Annotated in this window: 24 protein-coding genes and 1 pseudogene; 8 read left to right on the top strand and 17 right to left on the bottom strand. The window is 70.1% G+C overall.

Annotated elements, in window-relative coordinates; all coding sequences use genetic code 11:
* Positions 1-4 precede the first annotated feature (4 nt).
* Complete coding sequence (locus tag TU31_RS01290) at positions 5-1,507, bottom strand: aldehyde dehydrogenase family protein (RefSeq protein WP_042147549.1); 1,503 nt, start codon at positions 1,505-1,507, stop codon at positions 5-7.
* Positions 1,508-1,721: 214 nt separating this feature from the next.
* Between TU31_RS01290 and TU31_RS01285 the strand changes: the two genes are divergently transcribed.
* Together TU31_RS01285 and TU31_RS01280 are read left to right on the top strand one after the other, a co-directional pair.
* The gene (locus TU31_RS01285) at positions 1,722-2,528 is read left to right on the top strand and encodes a hypothetical protein (protein ID WP_042147545.1); all 807 of its coding nucleotides are present in this window, start codon (positions 1,722-1,724) and stop codon (positions 2,526-2,528) included.
* A 94-nt stretch (positions 2,529-2,622) separates the two neighbouring features.
* The gene (locus tag TU31_RS01280; RefSeq protein ID WP_042147542.1) at positions 2,623-3,195 is read left to right on the top strand and encodes a Uma2 family endonuclease; all 573 of its coding nucleotides are present in this window, start codon (positions 2,623-2,625) and stop codon (positions 3,193-3,195) included.
* 48 nt (positions 3,196-3,243) lie between these two features.
* On the opposite strand, the gene TU31_RS01275 is transcribed toward TU31_RS01280, so the two are convergent.
* Complete coding sequence (locus tag TU31_RS01275; protein WP_042147538.1) at positions 3,244-3,822, bottom strand: carboxymuconolactone decarboxylase family protein; 579 nt, start codon at positions 3,820-3,822, stop codon at positions 3,244-3,246.
* Between the two features lie 232 nt (positions 3,823-4,054).
* Here TU31_RS01275 and TU31_RS01270 point away from each other — a divergent pair, with 232 nt between their 5' ends.
* Positions 4,055-5,017: a TolB family protein gene (locus TU31_RS01270; RefSeq protein WP_158894206.1), complete on the top strand. Its 963-nt coding sequence runs from the start codon at positions 4,055-4,057 to the stop codon at positions 5,015-5,017.
* A gap of 147 nt (positions 5,018-5,164) precedes the next feature.
* Entirely contained in the window at positions 5,165-5,374 is a 210-nt protein-coding gene (locus TU31_RS01265; protein ID WP_042147532.1) for a DUF5988 family protein, read from the top strand.
* A 20-nt stretch (positions 5,375-5,394) separates the two neighbouring features.
* Here TU31_RS01265 and TU31_RS01260 read toward each other — a convergent pair whose 3' ends face one another.
* The 5 genes and pseudogenes from TU31_RS01260 to TU31_RS01240 form a co-directional block, all read right to left on the bottom strand.
* A complete protein-coding gene (locus TU31_RS01260) occupies positions 5,395-6,405 on the bottom strand; it encodes a serine/threonine kinase C-terminal domain-containing protein (RefSeq protein ID WP_042147529.1) in 1,011 nt (336 codons plus the stop codon).
* A gap of 2 nt (positions 6,406-6,407) precedes the next feature.
* Positions 6,408-6,782 (bottom strand): hypothetical protein, encoded by a 375-nt coding sequence (locus TU31_RS01255; protein WP_042147526.1) that lies wholly within the window; start codon positions 6,780-6,782, stop codon positions 6,408-6,410.
* Complete coding sequence (locus TU31_RS01250) at positions 6,769-8,613, bottom strand: AbeC-like domain-containing protein (RefSeq protein ID WP_042147523.1); 1,845 nt, start codon at positions 8,611-8,613, stop codon at positions 6,769-6,771. The genes TU31_RS01255 and TU31_RS01250 overlap by 14 nt, the downstream gene beginning before the upstream one ends.
* Before the next feature lie 149 nt (positions 8,614-8,762).
* On the bottom strand, positions 8,763-9,038 hold the full coding sequence (locus TU31_RS39490; protein WP_245698369.1) for a DUF397 domain-containing protein: 276 nt from the start codon (positions 9,036-9,038) through the stop codon (positions 8,763-8,765).
* 37 nt (positions 9,039-9,075) lie between these two features.
* A pseudogene (locus TU31_RS01240) lies at positions 9,076-9,819 on the bottom strand (helix-turn-helix domain-containing protein); the annotation flags it as partial.
* 204 nt (positions 9,820-10,023) lie between these two features.
* Between TU31_RS01240 and TU31_RS01235 the strand changes: the two are divergent.
* Positions 10,024-10,386, top strand: coding sequence for a hypothetical protein (locus tag TU31_RS01235; RefSeq protein ID WP_042147513.1), 363 nt, complete (start codon positions 10,024-10,026; stop codon positions 10,384-10,386).
* Between the two features lie 109 nt (positions 10,387-10,495).
* Here the strand turns inward: TU31_RS01235 and TU31_RS01230 are convergent, their stop codons facing one another.
* The 6 genes from TU31_RS01230 to TU31_RS01210 all read right to left on the bottom strand — a co-directional run bounded on the left by TU31_RS01230 (position 10,496) and on the right by TU31_RS01210 (position 17,810).
* Positions 10,496-11,488 (bottom strand): malate dehydrogenase, encoded by a 993-nt coding sequence (locus TU31_RS01230; protein ID WP_042147510.1) that lies wholly within the window; start codon positions 11,486-11,488, stop codon positions 10,496-10,498.
* A gap of 714 nt (positions 11,489-12,202) precedes the next feature.
* Positions 12,203-13,534 (bottom strand): VanZ family protein, encoded by a 1,332-nt coding sequence (locus TU31_RS36355; RefSeq protein WP_078885489.1) that lies wholly within the window; start codon positions 13,532-13,534, stop codon positions 12,203-12,205.
* A gap of 146 nt (positions 13,535-13,680) precedes the next feature.
* Positions 13,681-14,025 carry a hypothetical protein gene (locus TU31_RS38430; protein ID WP_158894200.1) on the bottom strand — a complete coding sequence of 115 codons (345 nt, stop codon included), beginning with the start codon at positions 14,023-14,025 and terminating at the stop codon, positions 13,681-13,683.
* Between the two features lie 704 nt (positions 14,026-14,729).
* Positions 14,730-15,806 carry a helix-turn-helix domain-containing protein gene (locus tag TU31_RS01220; RefSeq protein ID WP_042147504.1) on the bottom strand — a complete coding sequence of 359 codons (1,077 nt, stop codon included), beginning with the start codon at positions 15,804-15,806 and terminating at the stop codon, positions 14,730-14,732.
* A 253-nt stretch (positions 15,807-16,059) separates the two neighbouring features.
* Positions 16,060-16,956, bottom strand: coding sequence for a helix-turn-helix domain-containing protein (locus tag TU31_RS01215; RefSeq protein ID WP_042147501.1), 897 nt, complete (start codon positions 16,954-16,956; stop codon positions 16,060-16,062).
* The gene (locus TU31_RS01210; RefSeq protein WP_042149735.1) at positions 16,953-17,810 is read right to left on the bottom strand and encodes a helix-turn-helix domain-containing protein; all 858 of its coding nucleotides are present in this window, start codon (positions 17,808-17,810) and stop codon (positions 16,953-16,955) included. The genes TU31_RS01215 and TU31_RS01210 overlap by 4 nt, the downstream gene beginning before the upstream one ends.
* Before the next feature lie 332 nt (positions 17,811-18,142).
* Between TU31_RS01210 and TU31_RS38425 the strand changes: the two genes are divergently transcribed.
* On the top strand, positions 18,143-18,556 hold the full coding sequence (locus tag TU31_RS38425) for a peptidase inhibitor family I36 protein (RefSeq protein WP_042147495.1): 414 nt from the start codon (positions 18,143-18,145) through the stop codon (positions 18,554-18,556).
* Between the two features lie 94 nt (positions 18,557-18,650).
* Here TU31_RS38425 and TU31_RS01200 read toward each other — a convergent pair whose 3' ends face one another.
* Both TU31_RS01200 and TU31_RS01195 read right to left on the bottom strand, forming a co-directional pair.
* On the bottom strand, positions 18,651-19,079 hold the full coding sequence (locus tag TU31_RS01200) for a DUF3017 domain-containing protein (RefSeq protein WP_042147490.1): 429 nt from the start codon (positions 19,077-19,079) through the stop codon (positions 18,651-18,653).
* A 66-nt stretch (positions 19,080-19,145) separates the two neighbouring features.
* Positions 19,146-20,000 (bottom strand): bifunctional methylenetetrahydrofolate dehydrogenase/methenyltetrahydrofolate cyclohydrolase, encoded by an 855-nt coding sequence (locus TU31_RS01195; RefSeq protein WP_042147487.1) that lies wholly within the window; start codon positions 19,998-20,000, stop codon positions 19,146-19,148.
* 242 nt (positions 20,001-20,242) lie between these two features.
* On the opposite strand from TU31_RS01195, the gene TU31_RS01190 reads away from it, so the two are divergent.
* Positions 20,243-20,992 carry an RDD family protein gene (locus TU31_RS01190; protein WP_042147484.1) on the top strand — a complete coding sequence of 250 codons (750 nt, stop codon included), beginning with the start codon at positions 20,243-20,245 and terminating at the stop codon, positions 20,990-20,992.
* 117 nt (positions 20,993-21,109) lie between these two features.
* Positions 21,110-21,682 (top strand): hypothetical protein, encoded by a 573-nt coding sequence (locus tag TU31_RS01185; protein ID WP_042147480.1) that lies wholly within the window; start codon positions 21,110-21,112, stop codon positions 21,680-21,682.
* Positions 21,683-21,752: 70 nt separating this feature from the next.
* On the opposite strand, the gene purH is transcribed toward TU31_RS01185, so the two are convergent.
* Positions 21,753-23,312: a bifunctional phosphoribosylaminoimidazolecarboxamide formyltransferase/IMP cyclohydrolase gene (gene purH, locus TU31_RS01180; RefSeq protein WP_042147478.1), complete on the bottom strand. Its 1,560-nt coding sequence runs from the start codon at positions 23,310-23,312 to the stop codon at positions 21,753-21,755.
* Complete coding sequence (gene purN, locus TU31_RS01175; protein ID WP_042147475.1) at positions 23,309-23,965, bottom strand: phosphoribosylglycinamide formyltransferase; 657 nt, start codon at positions 23,963-23,965, stop codon at positions 23,309-23,311. Before purN ends, purH begins: the two co-directional genes overlap by 4 nt.
* Between the last annotated feature and the right edge of the window lie 120 nt (positions 23,966-24,085).

Here is a 24,085-nt window from a genome sequence, read left to right as displayed (position 1 = left end):
GGTGTCAGCCCGCGAACCAGCGCACCGGCTCCGGCCGGAGGTTTTCGTAAATGTGCTTGCTCTCGCGGTACTCGTCCAGACCCGCGGGACCCAATTCCCGTCCGATGCCGGACTTGCCGAAGCCGCCCCACTCCGCCTGCGGGAGGTAGGGGTGGTAGTCGTTGATCCAGACCGTGCCGTGCCGCAGCCGGGCGGCGACCCGGCGGGCGCGCGCGGTGTCGCCCGAGAAGACCGCGCCGGCCAGGCCGTACTCGGTGTCGTTGGCGAGCGCCACGGCCTCGTCCTCGGTGGTGAAGGTCTCCACCGTCAGGATCGGGCCGAAGGTCTCCTCGCGGACCACCTTCATCTCGCGGTGGCAGCCGTCGAGCACGGTCGGCGCGTAGAAGTAGCCGGTGGCCGGACGGACGTCCGACGGCTCGGGCCGGGCGCCGCCGCAGCGCAGCTGGGCGCCCTCGGCCAGCGCCGAGGCGACATAGCCCTCGACCTTGTCGAGCTGCTGCTGGGAGACCAGCGGACCGCACTCGACACCGTCCTCGGTGCCCCGGCCGAGCTTGATCTTCTCGGCGCGGCGGGCGAGCTCGGAGACGAAGCGGTCGCGCACCGACTCCTCGATGATCAGCCGGGCACCGGCCGAGCAGACCTGGCCGCTGTGGATGAACGCGGCGTTCAGCGCCTGGTCGACGGCGGTGTCGAAGCCCTCTTCCGTGGCGCAGGCGTCGGCGAAGACCACATTGGGGTTCTTGCCGCCCAGCTCCAGGGCGATCTTCTTGGCGCCGGAGACCGCGGCCGCGCCCGCCTTCGTCCCGCTGACCAGGCCACCGGTGAAGGAGAACAGGTCGACATCCGGGTGCTCGGCGAGCCGCTGGCCCACGGGCAGCCCCGCGCCGGTGACGATGTTGGCGACCCCGGCCGGCAGCCCGGCCTCGACCAGCAGCTTGACCAGGTGCACGGTCGACAGCGGGGTGACCTCGCTGGGCTTGATCACAAAAGTGTTGCCGGCCGCGAGGGCCGGCGCGATCTTCCAACTTGCCTGGAGCAGCGGGTAGTTCCACGGCGTGATGAGCGAGCAGACACCGACCGGCTCATGCACGACCACGCTGTGCACGTCGGGCGAACCGGCGTCGACGACCCGGCCGCCGCTCTCGTTCATCACCAGGTCGGCGAAGTACCGGAAGGCGTTGGTGACGTCATCGACGTCGACCCGGCCCTCCTCCAGCGTCTTGCCGGTGTCCCGGCTCTCGATGAGGGCGATCTCCTCGCGGTCGCGCTGGAGCAGGTCGGCGACCCGGCGGAGCAGCGCGGAGCGCTCGGCGACGGCGGTACGGGGCCAGGCGCCCTCGTCGAAGGCCCGGCGGGCGGCCGCGACCGCCGCGTCGGCGTCCTCGGCACCACCCTCGGCCACCAGCTGGAGCGTCGTCGCGTCGGCGGGGTCGAGGACCTCCCGCGTTTCGCCGGCTGCGGCGGCACGCCACACCCCGTCTACGTGAATGGTCTCGATTGACGACACGTCGTTCTGCCTTCCGGTTACCGATCTCGTACGCACTGGTGCAACCACTGGCGGCACCAGCAACGTGGACCCCTCCCCGGAAGCCGCGGACCTATGCCCAAACATTCATGGAAAGTGACTCGACTCACTGAACGTGCGGCCGAATATCCCGGAACGTACCCTGAATAGCCGTATGTCCCAGGCTGCATTTCCCCTCGGGACCGGAGGTACCCAGATGACCAGCAGACGGCGTGCCGCCACCGCCACCGCGGCCCTGACCTGCGGGGCAGCCCTGATCGCCGGGGTCGCCTGCACAGGCGCCGCGGCGGCCGAGGATCCGGACGGCGGCGAGGGCGACCTCGCCAACAAATCGGCCCAGCAGATCTCCGACGACTCCCTCCACCAACTGGTAGCCGCGAAATCGCTGCGGTTGCGCACCCAGACCAGTGCCGATCCCACCAAACTCGACCTCACCCTGGACCGCGCCGGAAATTGCACCGGCGCCATCAGCAAGGGCTCCCTCGGCCGCGTCGAGCTCGTCAAGCGCGGGAACCAGGTCTGGATGAAGCCGGACGCCGCCTTCTGGAAGAGCCAGCTGCCCGGGAGCGAGGGCCGCGACGCCGCCGAGAAATACAAGGACACGTTCCTGCACGGCACCACCAAGGACACCTTCCTCGGCAACCTCTCCGCGGCCTGCGACCTCAGGGCGTTCCAGAAGTCCGCCCTGCCCCCCGAGAACCCGCCCTCCGGCGCCCCCTCCCCCTCGGCCACCCCCACCCTCACCAAGGGCCGCCCGACCACCCACGAGGGCGCCCGCGTCCTCCCCGTCGTCAAGAAGGCCCAGGGCGCCGTCCAGACCCTCTACGTGGCCATCGACGGCAAGCACTACCCGGTGAAACTCACCGCCGAGGTAGACCACCAGACCGGCACCATCCTGCTCAGCAACTACGACACCCCGGTCTCCACCAAGACGCCGGCCCCTGGCGACACGGCCGATATCTCGGTGCTGGAGGACCGGCTCCAGGGGTCGCAGAGCGCCTGACCCCTGCTGGTCGCGGTACGTAACCGTTCGTACATACGTATCGTTGAACCGTGCGGCTGCCCGCGGCGCGCGGGCGGCGGGGAGGAGCGGCACGATGACCATCGAACTGACCGACAGGACCGAGATGGCCAGTGGTAGCGAGCTGGACAACATGTTCGAGCAGATGCACATCCCCCCGGGCTACAAGGCTGAGATCGTCGAGGGGACCATCTACATGGCGCCGCAGCGGGGCACGCACTGGGAGACGATCCTGGACATCGTCGAACATCTGCGTACGCGGTATCCGAAGAAGCGCGTGCTGTCCGACGTGCGCATCGACTTCCCCGGCCATCTGAACGGGTTCGCCTCCGACGTGGTGGCACTGGCCGAAAACGCCACCAAAAACGATAAAGGCCAACCGCGTTATCAGGACATCGAGTTCGTCGCCGAGGTCATTTCCGAGAGCACCGGCAAGAACGACTACGGCCCCAAGAAGACGGCCTACGCCCTCGCCGAGGTCCCGGTCTACATGATCGCCGACCCTTACATCGGCCGTTGCCGGGTCTTCACCCACCCTCAGGACGGCGACTACAAGGTCGACCTCACGCTCGCGTACGGCGAGCCGATCGACCTCACCGGCACCGTCGTGGGCATCACCGTCACCACCGACGAGTTCCCCCGCGACTGACCCCGAGGGCCGCCGAAGCCGTACGGGCACCGGCGGCCTCCCACCCCCTCACCCCGCCCCGCCGGGCACACCGCTTCCCGGCGGGATCGCGCAGGCGTCGGAGAATCCCTGGCTGTGCAGGCCCAGGGCGCTGTTCGTGCGGGAGCGCAGGTTCTCCACCGCCACCATGGTGGTGAGCTCCACGAACGCCGTGTCGCCCAGCCGCCGGCGCAGGCTCTCGGCCAGCTCGTCGGTCACGGCGGGCGGTGTGGCGGTCATCGCCTCCGCGTACTCCATCACCAGCCGTTCCAGGTCGGTGAAGGACTCCTCGTGTGCCCGCCAGTCGGGCACCTTGCTGACCTTCTCCAGTGGCAGCCCCAGCCGGTCGGCGTGCCAGTGGCCGAAGTCCACGCACCACGAGCAGCCGATCGTCACCGCCGACGCCATCTCCGCCAGCAGCTTCAGCGCCGGGTCCAGCGCCTTCCACCGCGCCACCTTGCTCTCGAAGGAGAAGTAGGAGCGAAGGACCCTGGGGTGGTGGCCCATCGCCAGTGCGGGCTGGAGCACCTCGCCGTATGCCCGCCGCGAGTACCACTCGGCCAGTCGCAGGGTGAGCGTGCGCCGCGGGGTGAGCGAAATCCGTGCCATGGCGGTGCCTCCTCGTATCCGGTGTGCTGTGGCGCCCCGGAGTGGGCGCCTTCACCACCTCGACGAGCGGGCAGCACGGGATGTGACACCGGGCGGTGCGGGTGCGAGGCATTGTGGAGGCCCCGTGAAGGGTGTGACGCTTTCGGGCCCACTGGCGCTTCTTCATATGCGAGTTCGAATCCCGGGCTCGCGTACATCGGGGCCCCCGGGCCTCGTCACGGAAGGAGCGTACGTGCGGATTTCACGCACTGCGTTGTCCATCGGTCTTGCTGTCGCGGTGAGCCTGCCCCTTATGGGCAGCGCGTCCGCGGCGGCCCCCCTCACTACGGAAAGCTCCGGCAGCCTGGGCGAGGACAGGCTGCTCGTGTCCGAGCGGACCAGCGACCACCGCCGGACCGTGGAGATGGACCCCGCCAGCGGAGCGGCCACCCACACCGTCGCGGACGGCCTGGACGGCGTCTACTCCCCCAGCGGCTCCCAGACCGCCTACATCCGCTACGGCGACACCTGCGTCCCGCAGGCCGAGGGCTGCACCTACCGCCCCGACCTGGTGACGGCCTCGGCGAGCGGCGCCAACCAGCATGTCCTGGTCCCGGGGATCGAGAGCGAGACCGGAGAGTTCTATGTCGCCAATCCGGACTGGGCTCCGAGCGGCAAGCGACTCGTCTTCGACTCCCCCCGTGGCATCGAATCGATCAACGCCGACGGAACCGGGTTGGAGACGCTGACCACCTCGGGACTCCGCGCCACCTTCTCGCCGGACGGCAGCCGGATCGCCTACCTCCGCACCACCTCGTACGAGGGCCCCGAAGGCACCGAGTACGGCACGGATGTGTATGTCATGGACCTCGCCACCCGGGAGAGCCGTCAGGTCACCACCGACCACCAGGCCGTGTCGACCCCGCCCGACTGGTCCCCGGACGGCCGGCACCTCGTCTACGGCGGACGGTACGGGCTGAAGACCGCCGACGTCGCGACCGGTGAGCAGACCGACCTCTACGACGACGCCACCTGGCCCGGCGCCCTCACGGACGTCAGGACCCCGGTGTACTCCCCGGACGGCACCCGTATCGCCTTCTCCGGCTGGGACGACGCCACGGCGACGCGACGCATCTACATGGTCGACGCGGACGGCAGCCACCTCCGGACCGTCGCCGAGACCGGCGGCACCCTGACCGACTGGATCGACAAGTAGCCCCCAAGTGACACCGCGGCCGGCCCGGTGGAGTGACGCCCCGCCGGGCCGGCCGTTCGCCGGGCCTCCGGGGCACCGTCGGTGGCCCGTCACCCGCGCTGCCGAACCGGAGGGGCCGCGTCCGGCCGGCCGAACGACAATGCAGGCATGGCTGACACAGCGGCGAAAGCAGTGCTCGAAGGCGGCCCCGAGGAGTTCCCCGGGCGGATCGTGCCGATCGATCCGCCCGGGACCGAGCTGAAGATCCCGTTCCGTAACGGCTATGAACACTTCCGGGCCACCAGCCGGCAGCAGAAGACCTCCGAGGGGACGCTGCCGGTCTACGAGTGGTGGGAGCGCACGGAACTGCCCGGATAGCGAAGCGCCAGACGCACCGCTCAGGTGTGGGGGACGAAGGTCCGCAGCGCGATCTCCTGGGTCTGCTCCTGCTCCGGCCAGTCGTCCTCGGCGCCCAGGACGAGCACGGCGAACTGGCGGCCGTCGGCGGCGGTGAAGGCACAGTCGACGACCTTGACGCGGATACCGAGCCGCTTGCTGTCATAGGCGTAGACCAGTTGGTTGGCGTCTATGCCCGGCCCCGGGAAACCCAGGGGTTCGAGGCTGATCTCCTCGTAGCCGGGGTTGGCGGACAGGCCCTGGGACGCCTGCCGGAGGGCCTCGCGCGGGGTGATCTCGGGGTCGGTGATCTCGAAGATCTGCACCAGTCCGCGGTCGTCCGGGGCGGTGTAGAACACCCCGGTCTTGCGCTCGCTGCGCGTCCAGGTGCCGGGCACCGCGAGGGTGAAGCCCTTTTTGTCGTGGGCGAGGCGGAAGCCGTCCGGCAGGTCGGTGAGGGTGGGTGCGGGCGTGACGCTGTCCGGGGAACCGGTGGACGGCGCGGTGGCCGTACGGGACGGGGCGGATGCCTTGCTGCGGGCCGGCGGGCGAGCGGCGGCCGGATCGTCGTCGTGTCCCCAGAGCAGATAGCCGCCGCCAATTGCCGCCGCGATCACGACCACCGCCGCCCCGGCGACCAGCCCCGTCCGATGCCGGGCACCGGGGGCGTAGGCGGCACCTGCTTCGGGCGGGAGATACGGGTCGGCGGTGTACGACTCGGCGGTGTACGGGGCGGCGGCGGGATCCGGTAAGCCACCGGGCAACGAACTCGGGTGCGGGTAGGGGTAGGTGCTGCGCGGTGCGGCGGCCGCCGGGGGCGGGTCGGCCGGGGGTGCGGCGGACGGGGGCGCGGCGGACGGGGGCGCCTCGGCCCCGCCGTCTTGGGGTCCGCCCACCGACGGCGTGAACGACGGCCGGGGCGGCGTCGGGCCCGTGTAGGGGGCGGGCGGTGGGGTGTCGTTCTCCCAGCGCTGGGTTTCACTGTTCCAGCGGGGCCGGCCGCCGCGCTTCATGGTCAGCCTCCCGCCAGTGCCGCGACCGCCTGGCTCACCGCGGCGCCGGAGGCCAGCAGGCCCACCACCGCACCGGCGTCCGCGAGCGCCGTACGGAGCCGGGCCAGCCGTCCGGGCCCGGCCGCGCCGTGGTCCGCGATCTCCGTCTCGGTTTCGGCGAGTTCCCCGCTCAGGGCCGTGATCTGCGGGCTCTCCACCGCCCGGGACAGATCGTCGCGCAAGGCCCGGACGGCGCGCAGCAGTTCCTCCTGCGCCGGGTCCACCGCCGGTGCGGCCGGGCCCTCGTGGTGAGTCACCGTGTTGTGGTCGCCGATGGCGAAGGCACCCCGGACGCTGCCGATGTGGATGCCGTTTCCGCGCTCGTCAGCCCTTGCCACGCTTGGCACTTCCCTTCGTCTCGTTCCCGCGCGGGGGTGCGGAGTGGTGGTTGATCGTGTTGTGGTCGCCGATGCCGACGGCGCCCTGTGCGGATTCGACGTAGACGCCGCCCTCGGCGACATGCACGACCCGCTGCTCGAACTCATCGGTCTGGTAACCCGCCTCGCGCAAGGCCGTGGTCACCCCGGCCGCCACCCGCTGCTGAATGGTCTTCAGATAGCGGGCGACATCCATGTCCTGGAAGAGCGAGGACTCCCCGAACGAGCCCAGCTCGCGTACGGCGACGCCGGGGCCCTCGGGCAGCGCCCCGCCATGTCCCGCGGTGGCCAGCCGCCAGGCCGACAACAGGCCGCGGGCCAGCGTGCCGAGGGCGTGCCCGGCGGAGCGGGGCGTTTGGGCCAGCGCCCAGACCGCCTTGCCGAAGTGGTGATGGTGACGGTAGCGGTGGGCGATCCGGTCGGCGTCCTGGAAGGGCTGCCGCAGCGGCCACAGCACATGCGGTGCGACCTCCAGCATCAGCATCCCGCCCTGGGTGTGCACCCGCACGAAGACCGTGGTGACGATGCCCTCGTTCCAGCCGCCGACCCGGATGCGCAGGAAGTGCCGCCGGGTCTCACCGCCCTCCTCGACCGCCGCGGCCCGGTGTTCCTCGAACGCCTCCGGGGCGTACGGCGCCGCCTCCCGGCTCGGCAAGCCCTCGGCCGGCAGAAAGACACACTCGTCGATCTCCAGCGCGCGCAGCCGGTCGCGGACCGCGGCCGCGGACGCCGGCGAACCGTGCGGCGAGGGCACCCGCAGCGCCGCCACCAGCGGCACGATTCGGGCCAGGATGGCGCTGTTGTCCAGCGGTTCGGCGACGCGGTCGGCGCGGGGGTTCAGCTCCACCGACAGCGACCAGGTCTTGTACGGCTGGCCCGCACCGCAGAACGGGTTGGCGGCCCGGTACATCACCAGCGGCCCGTGCTGCTCGGTCCGCACCCGGTCCCGTAGTCGCAGGAAGCGGTAGCTCTCGGAGCGCTCGGCGGGGTCGGACCTGACGTCGGGGAAGCGTTCCCTGGACAGCTCGTGCGCCAGCACCCGGGCGAACTGCCCGCGTTGCAGGGCGACCAGCAGGGCCAGGACCAGCGGCAGCAGCAGCGCGATCCACACCCCGATCAGCAGGCCGGACGCATGGGTGGTGCCGAAACCGCTGTCGTAGGAGCTGTCGAACGCGCTTGAGCCGTAGGAGCCGTATTCGTCCGACGAGTCGCCCGTCAGGGAGTCCAGCGCGTCCGGGAGCAGCCTGGTGAACAGCCATCCCGGGCCCAGGATGGCCAGCCCGCCGATGAACGCCGTCACCAGCAACGACACATAGAAGAGGGCGAGCGTCAGCCGCCCGTACCAGCGCAGGACGAAGGAGAGGAAGCGGGCCGGCCCCGGCAGGACCGGGGACCGGCGGACGATGCGGGCCAGCGCCATGAGGACGACGGGGAAGACATAGATCCCCGCGAGTCCGGAGGACAGGGGGAGGGCCACGATCCACAGCAGCAGGATCCCCGCCGCCCAGCCGAGCTGGAGCCGCCGGGCGCGCAGCGCATGGGCCAGCACCCGCGCGGCGTCGATACCCAGGGACGGTGCGGCGAACCGCTCCTCGTGGACGTACAGCTCATCGATGACCGCGTCACGGAAGCTGTCGTCCATGTAGGTGCCCGCGCACAGCAGCCGGGTGGCATCGCTGGCACCCGGCGGGGTCGGGGGGAGCGGCGCCGGGGGCGGGACGCCGTCCGGCTTCCCTAACCGCGGCGGACCGCCGGATTCACCGTGCTGCGCAGGCACATCCGTCCGAGTCATCGGCTTCCCCCATCACCACACCAACGAGTCATCGCCGAGGGCCTGTTGAGCAGGCGGGCTGCCGTTTTCGGCCGCGGCGGCGCAGAACCCGCAGCATAAGGGAGTCGAGCGCTCCGTGTCAGCGCGATAACCCAAGGTTGCCGCGAGGGTCAGACGGCCGCGGGGAACTCCCCGCCCTTGAGGGCCGCGACGAAGGACGACCAGCCGCCCGTCGGGAAGACCAGCACGGGCCCGTGCGGGTCCTTGCTGTCACGCACGGGGACGGCGTCGGGGATACCGGGGGCTACTTCGATGCAGTTGCCGCCGTTGTCGCCGCTGTAGCTGCTCTTCATCCAAGTGAGCGCCACCTCGATGCAGTTGCCGCCGTTTGCGCCGCTGTAGCTGCTCTTGGTCCAGGTCACCGTGCTGAGTTCGCGCCTGCCCATGCTGCTCGTACCCCTCCATCACGTCGCTGATCAGAGCGGCGGACTCACGGGCTGACAGAGCGTCCGCCCTGAGCACATCATAGGTCTGGCTGTGGCGGACATAGGCGGCCGGATCGTTGTTGAAGTGGCCACGGTCCAGCGATTCTGAGTACACCCAGCGCTCGTCGGCCAGTTCGATCAGCGACACGGAGCTAAGAGGCCGAACGAGCCTAAAGAGCTCCGCCGGAGCCACCTGGATACGGATGTTGGGGCGCTGCCCAACACTCAGCAGATGCGCGCACTGGGCACGCATGGTCTCCAGGCTCCCCACCGCGTTGCGCAGGCAACTCTCGTCCAGGACAGCGACGTATAGCGGGCCACCTTCAACCAGAAAGCGCGGCTGTCGACTCAGTCGGGCCCGGACGCGTGACTCGACCTCGTCGGAATCCGTGCCACGGCGACTGAACAGCGCGTGCGCGTAGTCCGACGTCTGCAACAGCCCCGGCATCACCTGCTCTTGATACTCCCGCAGCGCCACCGCCTTGGCGTCCATCTCCGCCCGCCGCTCGAACCAGTCCGGATGCTGCACCTCCGGATACCAGTCGATCCGCCCCCACAACCGCAGCAGCACTCCCCCCGTCCCCAGCAGCTCATCGCATTGCTTGGCGAACGTGTCCTGCGGTATGCGCGTGCCCGCCTCCACGCGGGCCACCTGTGAGCGGTCGCACGGGATCTTGTTCGACAACTCCTCCTGCGTGAGGCCCGCCGCCTCCCGGAAGTGCCTCAAGACCTCTCCGAACACGGCGGCATTGGTGGCTGCCGGTCCACTCTCTGCATTGCGTCGTCGTCGGCTCACCGCATCCCCCTTGGTGCCAGAAGGTGAGTGTCACGCGTCTGACGTTGCGACCCGCACTACGGGGCGCAACGCTGAACACACCCAACGTAACGGGTCGTTCGGCCGACTGCGCCGCCTTCTCGCGCAACCAATTTCTGGGAGTCATTGAGCATGAGTTACGACCGGGATGCCGTCCCCGCGCCGGTGCCGGGGCTGCGCCTGCTGCCGTGGGAGAGCGAGGGCGGGAAGCCGTGCTTCTTGTCGGCGGACGGGGCCGGGGGTGTGCTGTCGCGGCTGGCCGATGAGGTCGAGGCGGAGCAGTTGTGTGACGGTGCCGAGGTGCTCAAGGGCGCGGTGGCCGTACTGGACGACGGCAAGGCGGGGGAACACGCGTTACGGCTGGCGCTGCGGGCGACCACGCAGTCCTTCGGCGATGTGCTGCGGGTCGCCGACAGCCGGGGCGCGCGCCTGCCCGTGGCGGCGGACGGTGGCCAGGAGGCCGGCGAACGGGAGCTGCGGGCCGAGCGCACATGACCGAGTCGGGATGACCGAGCCGACATGACCGAGCCCGCACGGCCGTTGTGGACCGTGCGGGCTCGGTGGGGCTGCGGTGCCGCCCGGGTGGGGCGGCCGCGGCGCGGGGTCAGCCGAGGAGGCCGAGACCGCGGACGGCCTCGCGCTCCTCCTCCAGCTCCTTCACGGACGCGTCGATGCGCTCGCGGGAGAAGTCGTTGATCTCCAGGCCCTGGACGATCTCGTACTTGCCGTCCTTGGTGGTGACGGGGAAGGAGGAGATCAGGCCCTCCGGGACGCCGTAGGAGCCGTCCGAGGGGATACCCATCGAGGTCCAGTCACCGGCGGCGGTGCCGTTGACCCAGGTGTGGACGTGGTCGATGGCGGCGTTGGCGGCGGAGGCGGCGGAGGACGCGCCACGAGCCTCGATGATCGCCGCACCGCGCTTGGCGACGGTCGGGATGAAGTCCTCGCCCAGCCACTTCTGGTCGTTGACGACCTCGGCGGCGTTCTTGCCGGCGACCTCGGCGTGGAAGATGTCCGGGTACTGGGTGGCGGAGTGGTTGCCCCAGATCGTCAGCTTGCGGATCTCGGACACCGGGGTGCCGGTCTTCTTGGAGAGCTGCGAGAGCGCGCGGTTGTGGTCCAGGCGGGTCATCGCGGTGAAGCGCTCGCGCGGTACGTCCGGCGCGGCGGCCTGGGCGATCAGCGCGTTGGTGTTGGCGGGGTTGCCGACGACCAGGACCTTGATGTCGTCCGCGGCGTGGTCGTTGATGGCCTTGCCCTGCGGCTTGAAGATGCCGCCGTTGGCCTCCAGGAGGTCGCCGCGCTCCATGCCCTTCGTACGGGGGCGGGCGCCGACGAGCAGCGCGACGTTCGCGCCGTCGAAGGCCACGTTCGGGTCGTCGGAGATGTCGATGCCCTGGAGCAGCGGGAAGGCGCAGTCGTCGAGCTCCATGGCGGTGCCCTCGGCGGCCTTCAGACCCTGGGGGATCTCCAGAAGGCGCAGCTTGACCGGCACGTCGGCGCCGAGCAGATGACCGGAAGCGATGCGGAAGAGCAGTGCGTAACCGATCTGGCCGGCTGCGCCGGTGACGGTGACATTGACGGGAGTGCGGGTCATGGCGATCTCCTGCGCGGTGTTTTCCGGGGGCAAGCCCCTGGACCACCATGGTTGGCGGTGGGTGTCCCTGCCCAGCTATCAAGGTCTCTTGGTATCGAGAGACCCGGCCGTCAGGCTATCGGACCCCTGCCGGGGGCAGGCGACGGGCCGGTGTGCGACACCTCACCGGGCGCCCCGGGAGGTCCGTACGGCCGCCCGTAACAGGGCTTGCGGGGTCCGGTGTGCGCTCCGCGCGGCCCCCGTGGGCGAGAGGCGGCGGCCACCCGCTCTAAGGAGGGGGGAGTGCGGGCGGCCGCCGAGTTGTGCCACACCCGTGGGGGGTAATCGTTCGCCTGCCCGCGATCCCGGAGGGCATGCCCCCTGACTTTCGGACATCCTCCGGACGGCGGTCCCGGGCATCCGGGCAGGCCAGGCGGACCCCCGCTCCGAGCCGGTTTCCGCCCGTGCCAGCGACAGTTCGAGAGGTGATCTGGCAGTTCCGTTCCAGCGGCCAGTAGCGGAGATGCCCTCCGAGTTCGGCTCCTGGGCCACCGTCTAGGGGCGCTTTCGAGTCTGGTGGCGTGCTTTCGGTGGCGCAGGTCCAGACACGACGAAGCCCCGCTGTTGTCCGGTTGAAGGACATCAACGGGGCGATGGGGGCTCAGTTTCAGCAGCATCGACACCGCTGCCGGCAGGTTCAGCATTCAAGCTGCGCTGAGCCCTCCGCAAGTTCCGTCATCGCAGGCCAGATTTGCCAGGCTGTCCAGGCATTGGCGCTTCGGGCTTCTGGGGCTGTACTCGTTTTCCGGTCACTGCATCGAGGAACACTGTTTCCGTGTTCTCCTCAGAACCGTGCGTCTTCAGGCCGATCATCCATAGAGGTCGCCAGCTTCCACTGACGCGCCGGGCGAGCAGTGAGACAGGGTTTGCATCAGTTCGTTCCGATGCCTTTTCTGCCAGCCTCTCGGCTTCCTTCTTTGTGACCGTCACCTTTGGCAGTGAGGGGTCAGTGGTGGTCTGTGCCGTGACTCCCATAATGCGTCCTGACGTCGTGACGATGATGTCCAGACGCATCGGCATCATGACCCCGTGGACATAGCGGCGATAGTTAAGGAGATGCGCTCCATGCTGCTCTACAACGGCCCTAAATTTCGCTTTGGACCCTGCCACCTCGTCCGGAAACCATTCTTTTGCGAAGTGTTCTGCCGCCGTCTTCATCTCTGCGTCGGTCAGGTTTCCGCCATCATCCTTATTGTTCTTTGACCACACGCTTTCGAGCTTACGCTCCGGCCAGAGAGCAGAGATTTCACCACGCGTTGTACTAGCGGTGAGACGCCAACGCCCGTGCCCCAGTTCTTGGATTCCAGTTTCCGTGACTTCTGCCTGCCGACCAAAGATTTTGGCAACCGTCCGGTTCATCCACTGGTCCTGCTGATCGGTATCACGAAACTTTTGCTGGGCTTGGTTTTGTCTCGCGTCGCCGTCAACGGTGGTGATAGAGAAATGGAAGGCAGCTGTGAGTGCCGCGCCAGCGACAGCGGCTACTCCCGTGCCCCACAGGGTGTCCCTGAGAGTGAACGGGGCTTGGCGCTTTTTTACCCAGAGGTACACGGTGGCGCAGAGCACACCCCCGACCCCTCCGATGGCGTTCGCGGTGATGTCGTCGTAGGTACACGCACGACCCTCCGCAATCCACGCCTGGGCAAGCTCGATGGAGAAGGCCAGCGCTACCGAGCCGGCAGCCACGCTGACGGGGCGACGGAAGAGCAGGGTCGCTGTGACCGACATCGGGACGAACAGCAAGAAGTTCAGCTGTGCCGACTCAGAGGTGAGGAAGGCATCAAAGGGAAGACCGGCGTCGCATACACGGACTTGCCCAACGCCTCTGCTGCCCGGGGTCATGGTCACGGTGAGGATGCCGGCCAGCGTTGCTGCGAACAACAGTGACAGAGCGATGGGTTTTTTCTTGGCCCCGGCAATGAGTGCCGCCGGCAGACCAAGCAGTACCGTGGCAACGACAAAGAGCGAGACCAGGCCGGGTAGTGCGTTGATGGAGGCTTCAATCACCGTAGGTGTCTCTCAAGGTGAGCGGAGGCGAGAGGCAAAGAAAGGGTGCACGCAGATGATAGATACCCTGCTACCCGATGCGCCGTCCGGAGCGAACCGGACGGCGCGTTGCAGAGGCATCGGGCATTCTGCGTGCACCCCCTAGATCAGCAGAGCCGGTTGACCGGAGGTGTGTAGTACGTGGAGCCGTTCGACTTCATGAAGCCAGTGGCGCTGCAGTCCCCCGTGTCGGCGACACTTCGGCCGCCCCAGGAATGCCCGACCTTCTGCCCCTTCTTCACGGTCTTGGCGGGGCTCTTCACGAGAATGCTTTCTGTGGTCATACCGAATACCACAGTGACAGTACCGCCGCTGGTCTTCTTGTACTGCGTGGCGGAGTAGAACTTGCTTGCCGGAAGACTTGCTTCGCGTCCATTGAATGCTTCGAAGCTCAATCGCCCATTACTCAACTCGGTCGAGGACGTTCCGGCGTAGGCCACCGTAGAACCCATGGCAGCGAGGATCACTCCCCCGACAGCCGCAGCTCGCGCAGCCCTCTTCGAAAGAAGCCTCATAATCCAATTCCCCCTGAGCTTATAGTTCGAAGCGCACGAGAGAATGCCCCGTTGACTCGCTATAGCACCCCCCGTGCGTGGTCAACTGAACTGACTTTATGAGGGATTTAATGCTCAGGCAAGTCAGATTCTGCACAATAAGTGGTGATGCCCGTCACAAGGTGAAACCCTTTGCAATTCAGGCCACATTTCAGATGCATTCCGGCCGGTTCGGTTACACCGGCGGCATGCCTCCAAGACGCCATGTGGGAACCCGGCATCACCTCGGAACGGGTGGAACTAGTGAGCCGGTCCACGTCCTGGACCTCAACACTTGACCGCATCCACGCGCCTGCGGCCCGGCCGGCATGGCGGGGCCGCAGCGACTTATCGAGCGATGCGCACGCGGTCGCGCCGGGCGGTGGCCAGATCACACCACCGTTCCCGGGTGAGCTGCTGGCCGTCGATCCAGCGCGCTGAGTAGGCACATCGAGCGAAAGGGCGGCCATGAAGTGCGCGATGCCGACGTAGTAGGCGTAGCAGCCCGAGCGGGTCAGCTTCCACAGCCGCCGATGCCGGCGGCAATCCCTTCGTGGTCGTCGCTCGACAGCGTGATGGAAGCACAGTGCCGACTCCATCGTCGTTTCCACTGAGCTTGTTCTTTATGGCCTGGCCTCGGACGGCGCCCCGGCCGGCGTGGCCGGAACCGGACGGGAGCAGCCCTTCACGCCCGCCACGGTCGTCCCGCAGGCCGCGACCTTCGCCGGGTCGCCGGTCACCTCGACCATCGGGGTGTAGGCGGCGCCGTTCCGCTCGGCCCGTGCCGTGGCGCTGTGGCCGCCGGCGCTGAGCGTGGCCTGGTCGCCCGGCGCCGCCCGGCTGATCCGGGCCCAGGCCGTGTGGCAGATCTTGCTGTAGCGGACCTCTATCACCGCCCGGCCCGCCCGGCCGCGGGACGGGGTGATGGCATGCGCTCCGCCGCAGCCCATCGCCTCCGGGTCCTTGCCCACGCAGCCGGCGCCGGTGCAGCGCACCCCGGCCGGCAGGACCTGCTTGGTGCTCGGCGCGGCCGCGGGGCGGGAGGCCGCCGTCTTCTTGGCCGTGCCGCTGCCGGGGTTGAACAGGAGGAAGGCCGCGCCGGCGATCAGCGCCACACCGGCCGCGCCGGCGGCGTACATGAGGGTCCGGCCGCGGCGGGTGCGCCGGGCCGGGGCCTGCGCCGCGGGTGCCGCCGGGGACGGGCCGGCGGCCGCGGCCCATTCGGGAAAGTCCGCGGCCGACGGGGTGTCCGTGCGCCGCTGTTGGGGTACCGACGGCAGCTGTGTCGTGCCGGGCGCCGGTGCGGCCTTCGTCCCCTTGGTGAATTTCGCGCTCTTCGCCGGGGGTTCGGCCTGGTCGGCGTCCCATCCGAGCGCGGCGCGCGCCTGGGCCACGCTGATCGCTTCCATGGTGACGTCCTGCCGCATCTCCGCGCGGCTCCAGGCCCGTTCGGCCAGCTCCCACAGCGTGGTGAGGTGGGCGGGATTCGCGCCGGTCGCCTCGGCGAGCGCGACCACGGCGCGCTGCGGTGGCAGCAGCCGCCCGTTGAGATAGCGCTCCCAGGACGTTTTGCTGTAGCCCGTGGCGTCCGCGAGGGCGGCGACACTGAGGCCGCTGCGGTCCACGAGCCTGCGCAGCTGACCGGCGAACTCCCGCACCTGCGGGTCCAGTTCCTCCGGCAGCGCCTTCCAGCGAGGCATTGCCTCCCCCTATTCCCCCCGCGTACGTGCCCGAGCGCGGCCCCCCTGGTCCGCCCTCCTTGCTCCCCGTGGGACGCCCCCGGTGAGGACGGCGTACCCCTTCACGGGCACACGGGAGCATGCGGACATACGTCACCCATCCGTGCACCCGTGACCCCAGCAGTGTGGCATTTCCGACGGAGTCCAGACGACTTCCGTACGTATCCTGACAAGAACCGGCCAAGATGGCATCAATATAGGCCCCGGTCAGGCACTATGCCGAGAAGCATTCCCTGGCCCCGCCGCCCGCCGGATAGAGGCACAGCCGGACGCCCTCGGGCCCGCGAGCCGCCGCCATCGGCGTGACGAGCGAGTCCTCGGCGTCGAACCGGTCCAGCACCCGCACCGACCGCGGTGTCACCCCCGGCACCACCACCTCGACCCGGTCCCCGATCCGGCCGCCCCGGACCCGCCCCCAGGCCGCGCCGCACACCGTGCCGTAATGCAGTTGCACCTGCTCGCCGCCGGCCGCGGTGCGCTCCACGGGCGTCCGCACCAGCTCCGGGAGATCGCAGCGCATCGACTCCGGGTCCTTGCCGTCGCAGGCCGCCGCCCGGCAGCCGGTCACCTGGAGGGTCTCGGGCACGTCGCCCCTCACCGGGCCGTGCGCGCCGACCGCCGTCCAGACGGCCAGCGCCGCGACGAGCGCCACTCCGCCGGCCCCGGCGCCGGCCACCAGGCCCGCCACCCGCCGGGCCGGCGGCGGCGCCCACCGGGTCGTGGCCTCGCCGTCCACCGGGGGCCCGGCCGCCGCAACCGCGGCCGTACCCGGCGCACTTGCCCTCCCCGGCCCGTGGGCCGCCGCACTCCCCCCGTCCCGGACCTGCGCCGCGCCGGACCGGCCCCGTCCGCTCCAGGCCGCGTCCGCCAGCTCCCACAGCGCCACCAGCCTGCCGGCCGGTTCGCCCGCCAGCCGGCACAGCGCCTCGACCGCGTCCCGGGGCGGCAGCTTCTTGCCGTTGAGATAGCGCTCCCAGGACGACTTGCTGTACGGGGTACGGGCGGCGAGCGCGGCCAGGCTCAGCCCGGTGCGCGCCCGTAACTCCCGCAGCCCCGCGGCCAGCCGGGAACACTCGACGCCACCCCGCGGCTCACCGCCGGGCCCGCTCACCGGCGCAGCGCCTTCCAGGTCGCGGGGTCCACGATCCCGTCCGTGGGCAGCCCCGATCCGGCCTGTAAGCGCTTGACGGCGCGGAGGGTGCGGCCGCCGACGACGCCGTCCACGACGCCCGGGTCGTACCCGTGGCGGCGCAGCAGGCACTGGGCCTCGACGACGTCCCAGCCCTCCGCGCCGCTGCCCAGGACCGCGGTACCCGTACGGCTGTGCCCGGCATACAGGGCGCCGTCCCGGCGCTGGAGACGGCAGTCGAAGGTCTCCCCCGGCCGCGGCGTGAACTCCGGTGCGGCACCGAGGTCGCGGCCGGCCATCGCGGCGCCCGTACCGCGTCCGGCGCCGAGCTGGTCCTGCCAGGGACGCAGCACCGGCAGCGCCACGACCAGCACGGCCAGCGCGCCCAGGACGAGCGGCCCGAGCGGCACCTGACGACCGGCGGCGGGAACGGTGGCCACGGCGGGGTGCGGCGCCTCGTCCCCCGCCGTCTGTGGGGGCGGCCCGCCCCGGCCCGGCGGGACCGACGGGACCGACGGGGCCGACGGAGCCCGCGAGGCCTGTGGCCGGGCTTCCGGCACCGGCCGTCCGGCGCTCCATGCCTGCGCGGCGACCTCGTGCAACGCCAGCAGCCGGGTCACATCGGCCCCGCAGAGCCGGGCCAGCGCCTCCACGGCACCGGCCGGCGGCAGCTTCTTCCCGTTGAGATAGCGCTCCCAGGACGACTTGCTGTACGGAGTGCGGGCGGCGAGCGCGGCCAGGCTCAGCCCGCTGTGGTCCTTCAACCTCCGTAGTTGCACGACGAGTTGCCGCACCCGATGGTCCAGCGATGCGGGCAGCACGCTCCAACGCGACATGTCCCACCCCATACGCGTTCGTTCTCCCCCGAGGCCATGGCCCCCTTTGTCGCCGATGATGGCGCGGATGCCCCCTCCGTTTCCGCCCTTTGCCGTTCCGCATGCCGTCCGGACCGCTGTCCGGGCCGCTGTCCGGCCCCCGCCCCGTCCCACCGAAGCCTCCGGTGCGGTGCCGTCCCCGCAGGTCAGCGGGTGGGACATCCCACGGCGTCCCCACCGGGGCGGTCCCCTTGGCCGGACAACGGCGGGTGGGCGCACAGTCGGTGGCGCAATCAGCGGGCGGCGCGGACGACGCGTGCCGCCTCCGCCGTCCACGGGGAGGAACCCACACCATGAACGTCCGCAAGCACATCGCCCTCGCCGCGGCCGCCGCGGCGGTCTCCGGGGGCCTGGCACTGGCCCCCGCCGCCGGCGCGTCCGCCGCCCCCGCACCGGCCAAGCACGCCTCGGTCACCGTCCAGCGGGCGCCGGCCAACTGCCCCCGCACCTATCTGTGCGTCTACCCGAGGACGAACTTCAAGGGCACACCGAAGAAGGTCAGGTCGAACAACCGGAACCTCAAGCCCTATGGCGGTGCCTTCAACTACCCGCTGTCCGCGTACAACAACGGCAGCCAGTGCAGCGTGACCGTCTACGAGAAGCCCAACTACCGGGGCCGGCACGCGAAGCTGAACCGTGGCACCGGCTGGCGCCTCATCGGCAGCAACCTCATGACCATCTACTCCAACAAGTGGTGCGTGCGCTGACCCGGCCGGCCGGGTAGGACACCGCGTCACAGCACGGCGGCGGCCCGCCTCCTCCCGAAGGGGAGGGGCGGGCCGCCGTCATCGCCAGGGAGGGCTAGCGCACCGTGAAGTGCACGATGTCGTCCAGGAACGGGATGTGGATCCACGGCTTGGGCTGCACCATCAGCGACAGCATCACGATCACGAAGCCGAGCAGACCGTAGGTCGCCATGTCCGTGAAGCGGGAGCGGACGGCCAGCATGCCCACCGACGGCAGCGCCCACCGCAGCACCGCGCCGGCCAGCAGGGAGAGCCCGATCACCAGCACGCCGATACGGAACGCGTCGAGCGCCACGAGCAGCAGACCGGCCGCGACCCCGCCCATGACGCTGAGCAGCGGCCACTGCCGGGCGGGCGCGGGGTAGCCGCCCGCGGCCGCGCGGCCGCCGCCCTCCGGGCGGGCCGTGTCGCGGGTCAGCGTCGGAAAGCGGCGCGAGGAGCGCTGCGGCTCGGAGGCTCCATCCGAATGCGCTTCGGCACCCATGGCGGGCAGTCCCTTCCGGTCTCCGGATACGTCTGTCACAGACAAGGGTCTCAGGTCCCGCCGCGCTCAGCCGGCCGCGCGCTCGGCGGCCTCGACGACGTTGACCAGCAGCTGGGCGCGGGTCATCGGGCCGACACCGCCCGGGTTGGGGGCGACCCAGCCGGCCACCTCGGCGACACCGGGGTGCACATCGCCGACGATCTTGCCGGCCTCGTCACGGCTGACGCCGACGTCCAGGACGGCCGCACCGGGCTTGACGTCCTCGGGCTTGATGATGTGCGGCACACCGGCCGCGGCGACGATGATGTCGGCCTGCTTGAGGTGCGACGACAGATCCCGGGTGCCGGTGTGGCACTGGGTCACCGTGGCGTTCTCGGACTTGCGGGTGAGCACCAGCGGCATGGGGCGGCCGATGGTGATACCGCGGCCGACGACCACCACGTGCGCGCCCTTGATCTCGACCTCGTGCCGCCGCAGCAGCTGGACGATGCCGTACGGGGTGCAGGGCAGCGGGCCCTCGATGCCGAGCACCAGCCGGCCCAGGCTCATCGGGTGCAGTCCGTCGGCGTCCTTGGCCGGATCCATCAGCTCCAGGACGCGGTTGGCGTCGATGCCCTTGGGGAGCGGGAGTTGGACGATGTAGCCGGTGCAGGCGGGGTCCTCGTTCAGCTCCCGTACGACGGCCTCGATCTCTTCCTGGGTGGCGGTCTCCGGCAGTTCGCGCTGGATCGAGGCGATGCCGACCTGGGCGCAGTCGCGGTGCTTGCCGTTGACGTACCAGCGGCTGCCCGGGTCGTCGCCGACCAGCAGGGTGCCGAGGCCGGGCTGCACACCCTTGGCCTTCAGGGCCTCCACGCGGGTGGCGAGCTCGGACTTGATAGCGGCTGCGGTGGCCTTGCCATCCAGAATCTGGGCAGTCATACCCCCCATCCTCCCGGATGAGGGCGGCAACGTTCCAATCAGGGCATGCAGGGCCTCCGTGGCCGGAATTGATCATTGCACTTGGACAACGGTGAGACCCCTTGACTGGACAGAGTGAATGCGCAACTAGAAGGATTGACGCCGCAGTGCCGCAGGCTTCGTCGGGGGGTGGCCAGTGAATCCTGTTTTTCCTCCGCGTCACGCCTTGTGTCCCCCACTGACCCAACGGAGGAAAACAGCAGATGAGTTTTGGTGACCCGAACAACCCGTACGGGCAGCAGCAGCCGCAGGCGCCGCAGGGCCCGTACGGCCAGCAGCCCCCGGTCCCGCAGCAGGGCCAGCCCGGCTACGGCTACCCCCAGCAGGCCCCGCAGCAGCAGCCGTACGGCTACCCCCAGCAGCAGGCCGTTCCGCAGCAGCAGGCCTACGGCGGCTACCCGCAGCAGGGGGCGCCTTACGGCCAGCCGGGGATGCCGGGCATGGGCATGCCCACGGGTTACGCGAGCTGGGGTGCCCGGCTGGGCGCCTTCCTGCTCGACGGCCTGATCATCGCCGCGGTGCCGATCATCCTGTACATCATCGCGGGTGTCATGGCGGCCAGCTCGGTCTCCACCCCGGACTACTCCAGCTGCCAGACGGGTGACTACACCTGCATGCAGAACGCGGCCAACGACGCCGCAGCGAGCAGCACGCCGGTCGGCGCCATCATCATGATCGCGCTCGCGTGGCTGATCATGATCGGCGGGACCTTCTTCCTCATCGCCAAGGAAGGCGCCTCCGGCCAGACCCCGGGCAAGAAGGCGCTGGGCGTCAAGGTCATCAAGGAGGCCACCGGCCAGCCCCTCGGCTTCGGCATGACCTTCGTGCGCTACCTCTGCCGCTACCTGAACGGCCTGCTGTGCGGCCTCGGTTGGCTGTGGCCGCTGTGGGACGACAAGAGCCAGACCTGGGCGGACAAGCTCGCCGGCACCGTGGTCGTGAGCGTCAAGTAAGCCCGCTCTGGGCTGCACGGACGCCCTGAACAGCCCGCGAAGGCCCCCTCGCAGCCGCGATCGGGGCCTTCGCGGCGCTCGCCGATACCGCCTCAAGTCGCCCGAAGGACACCGCTCGTGAGCTACCCCAACCAGAATCCCTATGGTCCGCCGCCGGGGCAGCAGCCCAACTACGGCTATCCCCAGCAGCCTCCGCAGCCGCAGCAGCCGATGGCCCCGTACGGCGGCTACCCGGGCGGCCCCATGCCCGGGATGCAGCCGCAGTACCCCACGGTGATGCCCGGCGGCGTCAAGGCCGCCCGGGTGCTGCTGTTCGTGCTGTCCGGTCTGAACCTCATCGGCCTGGTCCTCGCGGTGATGGGGCTGGGCGGCGTCAGCAAGGCCTCGCACGAGGCCTCGCCGTACGCCGCCGCGGACGACATCACGGCGATGAATGTCGGCAAGGGCCTGCTGATCGCGGTGATCGTGATCATCGTGATCTTCACCGGTACCGCGATCACGCTGGCCCTCCAGTTCGCCAACGGCGGTGGCGGGGTGCGGGTCGGCACCATCGTCTTCGGTGTCGCCAACATCATCCTGAGCCTGTGCACGTTCCCGATCGGCCTGGTGCACACGGTCCTCGGCGTCCTGGTGCTGGTCTTCGTCTCCAAGGACGAGGGCAACGCCTGGTTCAACCGGCCGCGTTACTGAGCACGGCGGACGCGAGCGACCGAGGGCCGCACCCCACGCGGGGGTGCGGCCCTCGGGGCGTTTTCGCGGCTCAGTGGAAGAAGTGCCGGGTGCCCGTGAAGTACATCGTCACGCCGGCCTTCTGCGCGGCCTCGACGACCTGCTCGTCGCGGACCGAACCACCGGGCTGGACCACAGCCTTGACGCCGGCCTCGGCCAGCACCTCGAAGCCGTCGGGGAACGGGAAGAAGGCGTCGGAGGCGGCGTAGGAGCCCCGCGCCCGCTCCTCGCCCGCGCGCTGCACCGCGAGCTTCGCGGAGTCGACGCGGTTGACCTGGCCCATGCCGACGCCGACCGTGGCGCCGTCCTTGGCGAGCAGGATCGCGTTGGACTTGACGGCGCGGCAGGCCCGCCAGGCGAAGGCCAGCTCGGCCAGTTCCCCGGCGGGCAGCGCGGCACCGCTGGCCAGCGTCCAGTTCGCCGGGTCGTCACCCTCGGCCTGGAGCCGGTCGGTGACCTGGAGCAGCGCGCCGCCGTCCACCGGCTTGACCTCTACCGGGTTCGACGGCGCCTCGGGGCAGCGCAGCACCCGGATGTTCTTCTTGCGGGCGAGGATCTCGACCGCGCCGTCCTCGTAGCCGGGGGCCACGATGACCTCGGTGAAGATCTCGGCGACCTGCTCGGCCATCGCCACGGAGACCGGGCGGTTGACGGCGATGACGCCGCCGAAGGCGGACAGCGGGTCACAGGCGTGCGCGTTGCGGTGCGCCTCGGCGACATCCGCGGCGACCGCGATACCGCACGGGTTGGCGTGCTTGATGATCGCGACGCAGGGCTCGCTGTGGTCGTACGCGGCCCGGCGCGCGGCGTCGGTGTCCGTGTAGTTGTTGTACGACATCTCCTTGCCGTGCAGCTGCTCGGCCTCCGCGAGCCCGCCGCTGCCGTCCACGTACAGCGCGGCGCCCTGGTGCGGGTTCTCGCCGTAGCGCAGGACGTTCTTGCGGGAGTAGGTGGCGCCGAGGAACTCGGGGAAGGCGGAGTCGTCCGCGTAGCCGTCGACGAACCAGGAGGCGACGGCCACGTCGTACGCCGCGGTGTGCTGGAAGGCCTCCGCCGCCAGCTTCTTGCGCCCGGCCAGCTCGAAGCCGCCGTCGGCGACGGCCTTGAGGACCTCGCCGTAGTGGGCGGGGTTGACGACGACGGCCACCGACGGGTGGTTCTTGGCGGCGGCGCGGACCATCGAGGGGCCGCCGATGTCGATCTGCTCCACGCACTCGTCGGGGGTGGCGCCGGAGGCCACGGTCTCCCGGAACGGGTAGAGGTTGACGATGACCAGGTCGAACGGCTCGACGCCGAGCCCGGCCAGCTGCTGGCGGTGGTCCTCCAGGCGGAGGTCGGCCAGGATGCCGGCGTGCACCTTCGGGTGCAGGGTCTTGACCCGGCCGTCGAGGCACTCGGGGAAGCCCGTCAGCTCCTCGACCTTGGTGACCGGCACCCCGGCGGCGGCGATCTTCGCGGCCGTCGATCCGGTGGAGACGAGCTGGACGCCCGCCGCGTGCAGACCCTGTGCCAGCTCCTCCAGCCCGGACTTGTCGTAGACGCTGACCAGCGCGCGGCGGATGGGCCGCTTCGTACCTTCGGTGGCGGTCACGAGATACGTACCTTTCGTCCCTCAATGCGGTAGCCGTGCCGGGCCAGATGCCCCACGACCTCGACGAGCAGCGATCGCTCGACTTCCTTGATGCGCTCATGCAGCGCGGATTCGTCGTCCTCGTCCCGGATCGCGACCACGCCCTGGGCGATGATCGGGCCGGTGTCGACACCGTCGTCGACGAAGTGGACGGTGCATCCGGTGACCTTCGCGCCGTACGCGAGTGCGTCGCGCACGCCGTGGGCACCGGGAAAACTCGGCAGCAGCGCCGGGTGGGTGTTGACCGTGCGGCCACCGAAGCGGGCGAGGAACTCCTTGCCCAGGATCTTCATGAAGCCGGCCGAGACCACCAGGTCGGGCTCGTACGCGGCGGTCGCCTCGGTGAGCGCCGCATCCCAGTCCGCACGGCTGTCGTAGTCCTTGACCCGGCAGACGAACGTCGGGAGCCCCGCGGCCGCGGCGCGCTCCAGTCCGGCGATGGCACCGCGGTCGGCGCCGACGGCCACGATCTCGGCCCCGTACGCCTCCGGGCCCTGCTCGGCGATGGCGTCCAGCAGCGCCTGAAGGTTCGTCCCGGAACCGGAGACGAGCGCGACGATGCGGGCCGGGCGGCCGGGTCGGGCGGGCTGGACGGGGGGTGGGGAGGAAGCCACGGCGGGGCTCTTTTCCGATCTCGCGTGCTTTGTGTGGTCGTACAAGACTGCGGGTACCGCAGATCCGGGGAACCCTACGAAGGCGCCGACCGTCAGCAACGATACCGGCACACCGCGCGG

This window comes from Streptomyces lydicamycinicus (assembly GCF_000829715.2).
Classification (GTDB): domain Bacteria; phylum Actinomycetota; class Actinomycetes; order Streptomycetales; family Streptomycetaceae; genus Streptomyces; species Streptomyces lydicamycinicus.
The sequence above is the reverse complement of the archived record's forward strand: the minus strand, read 5'-3'. Positions and strand labels throughout refer to the sequence as shown.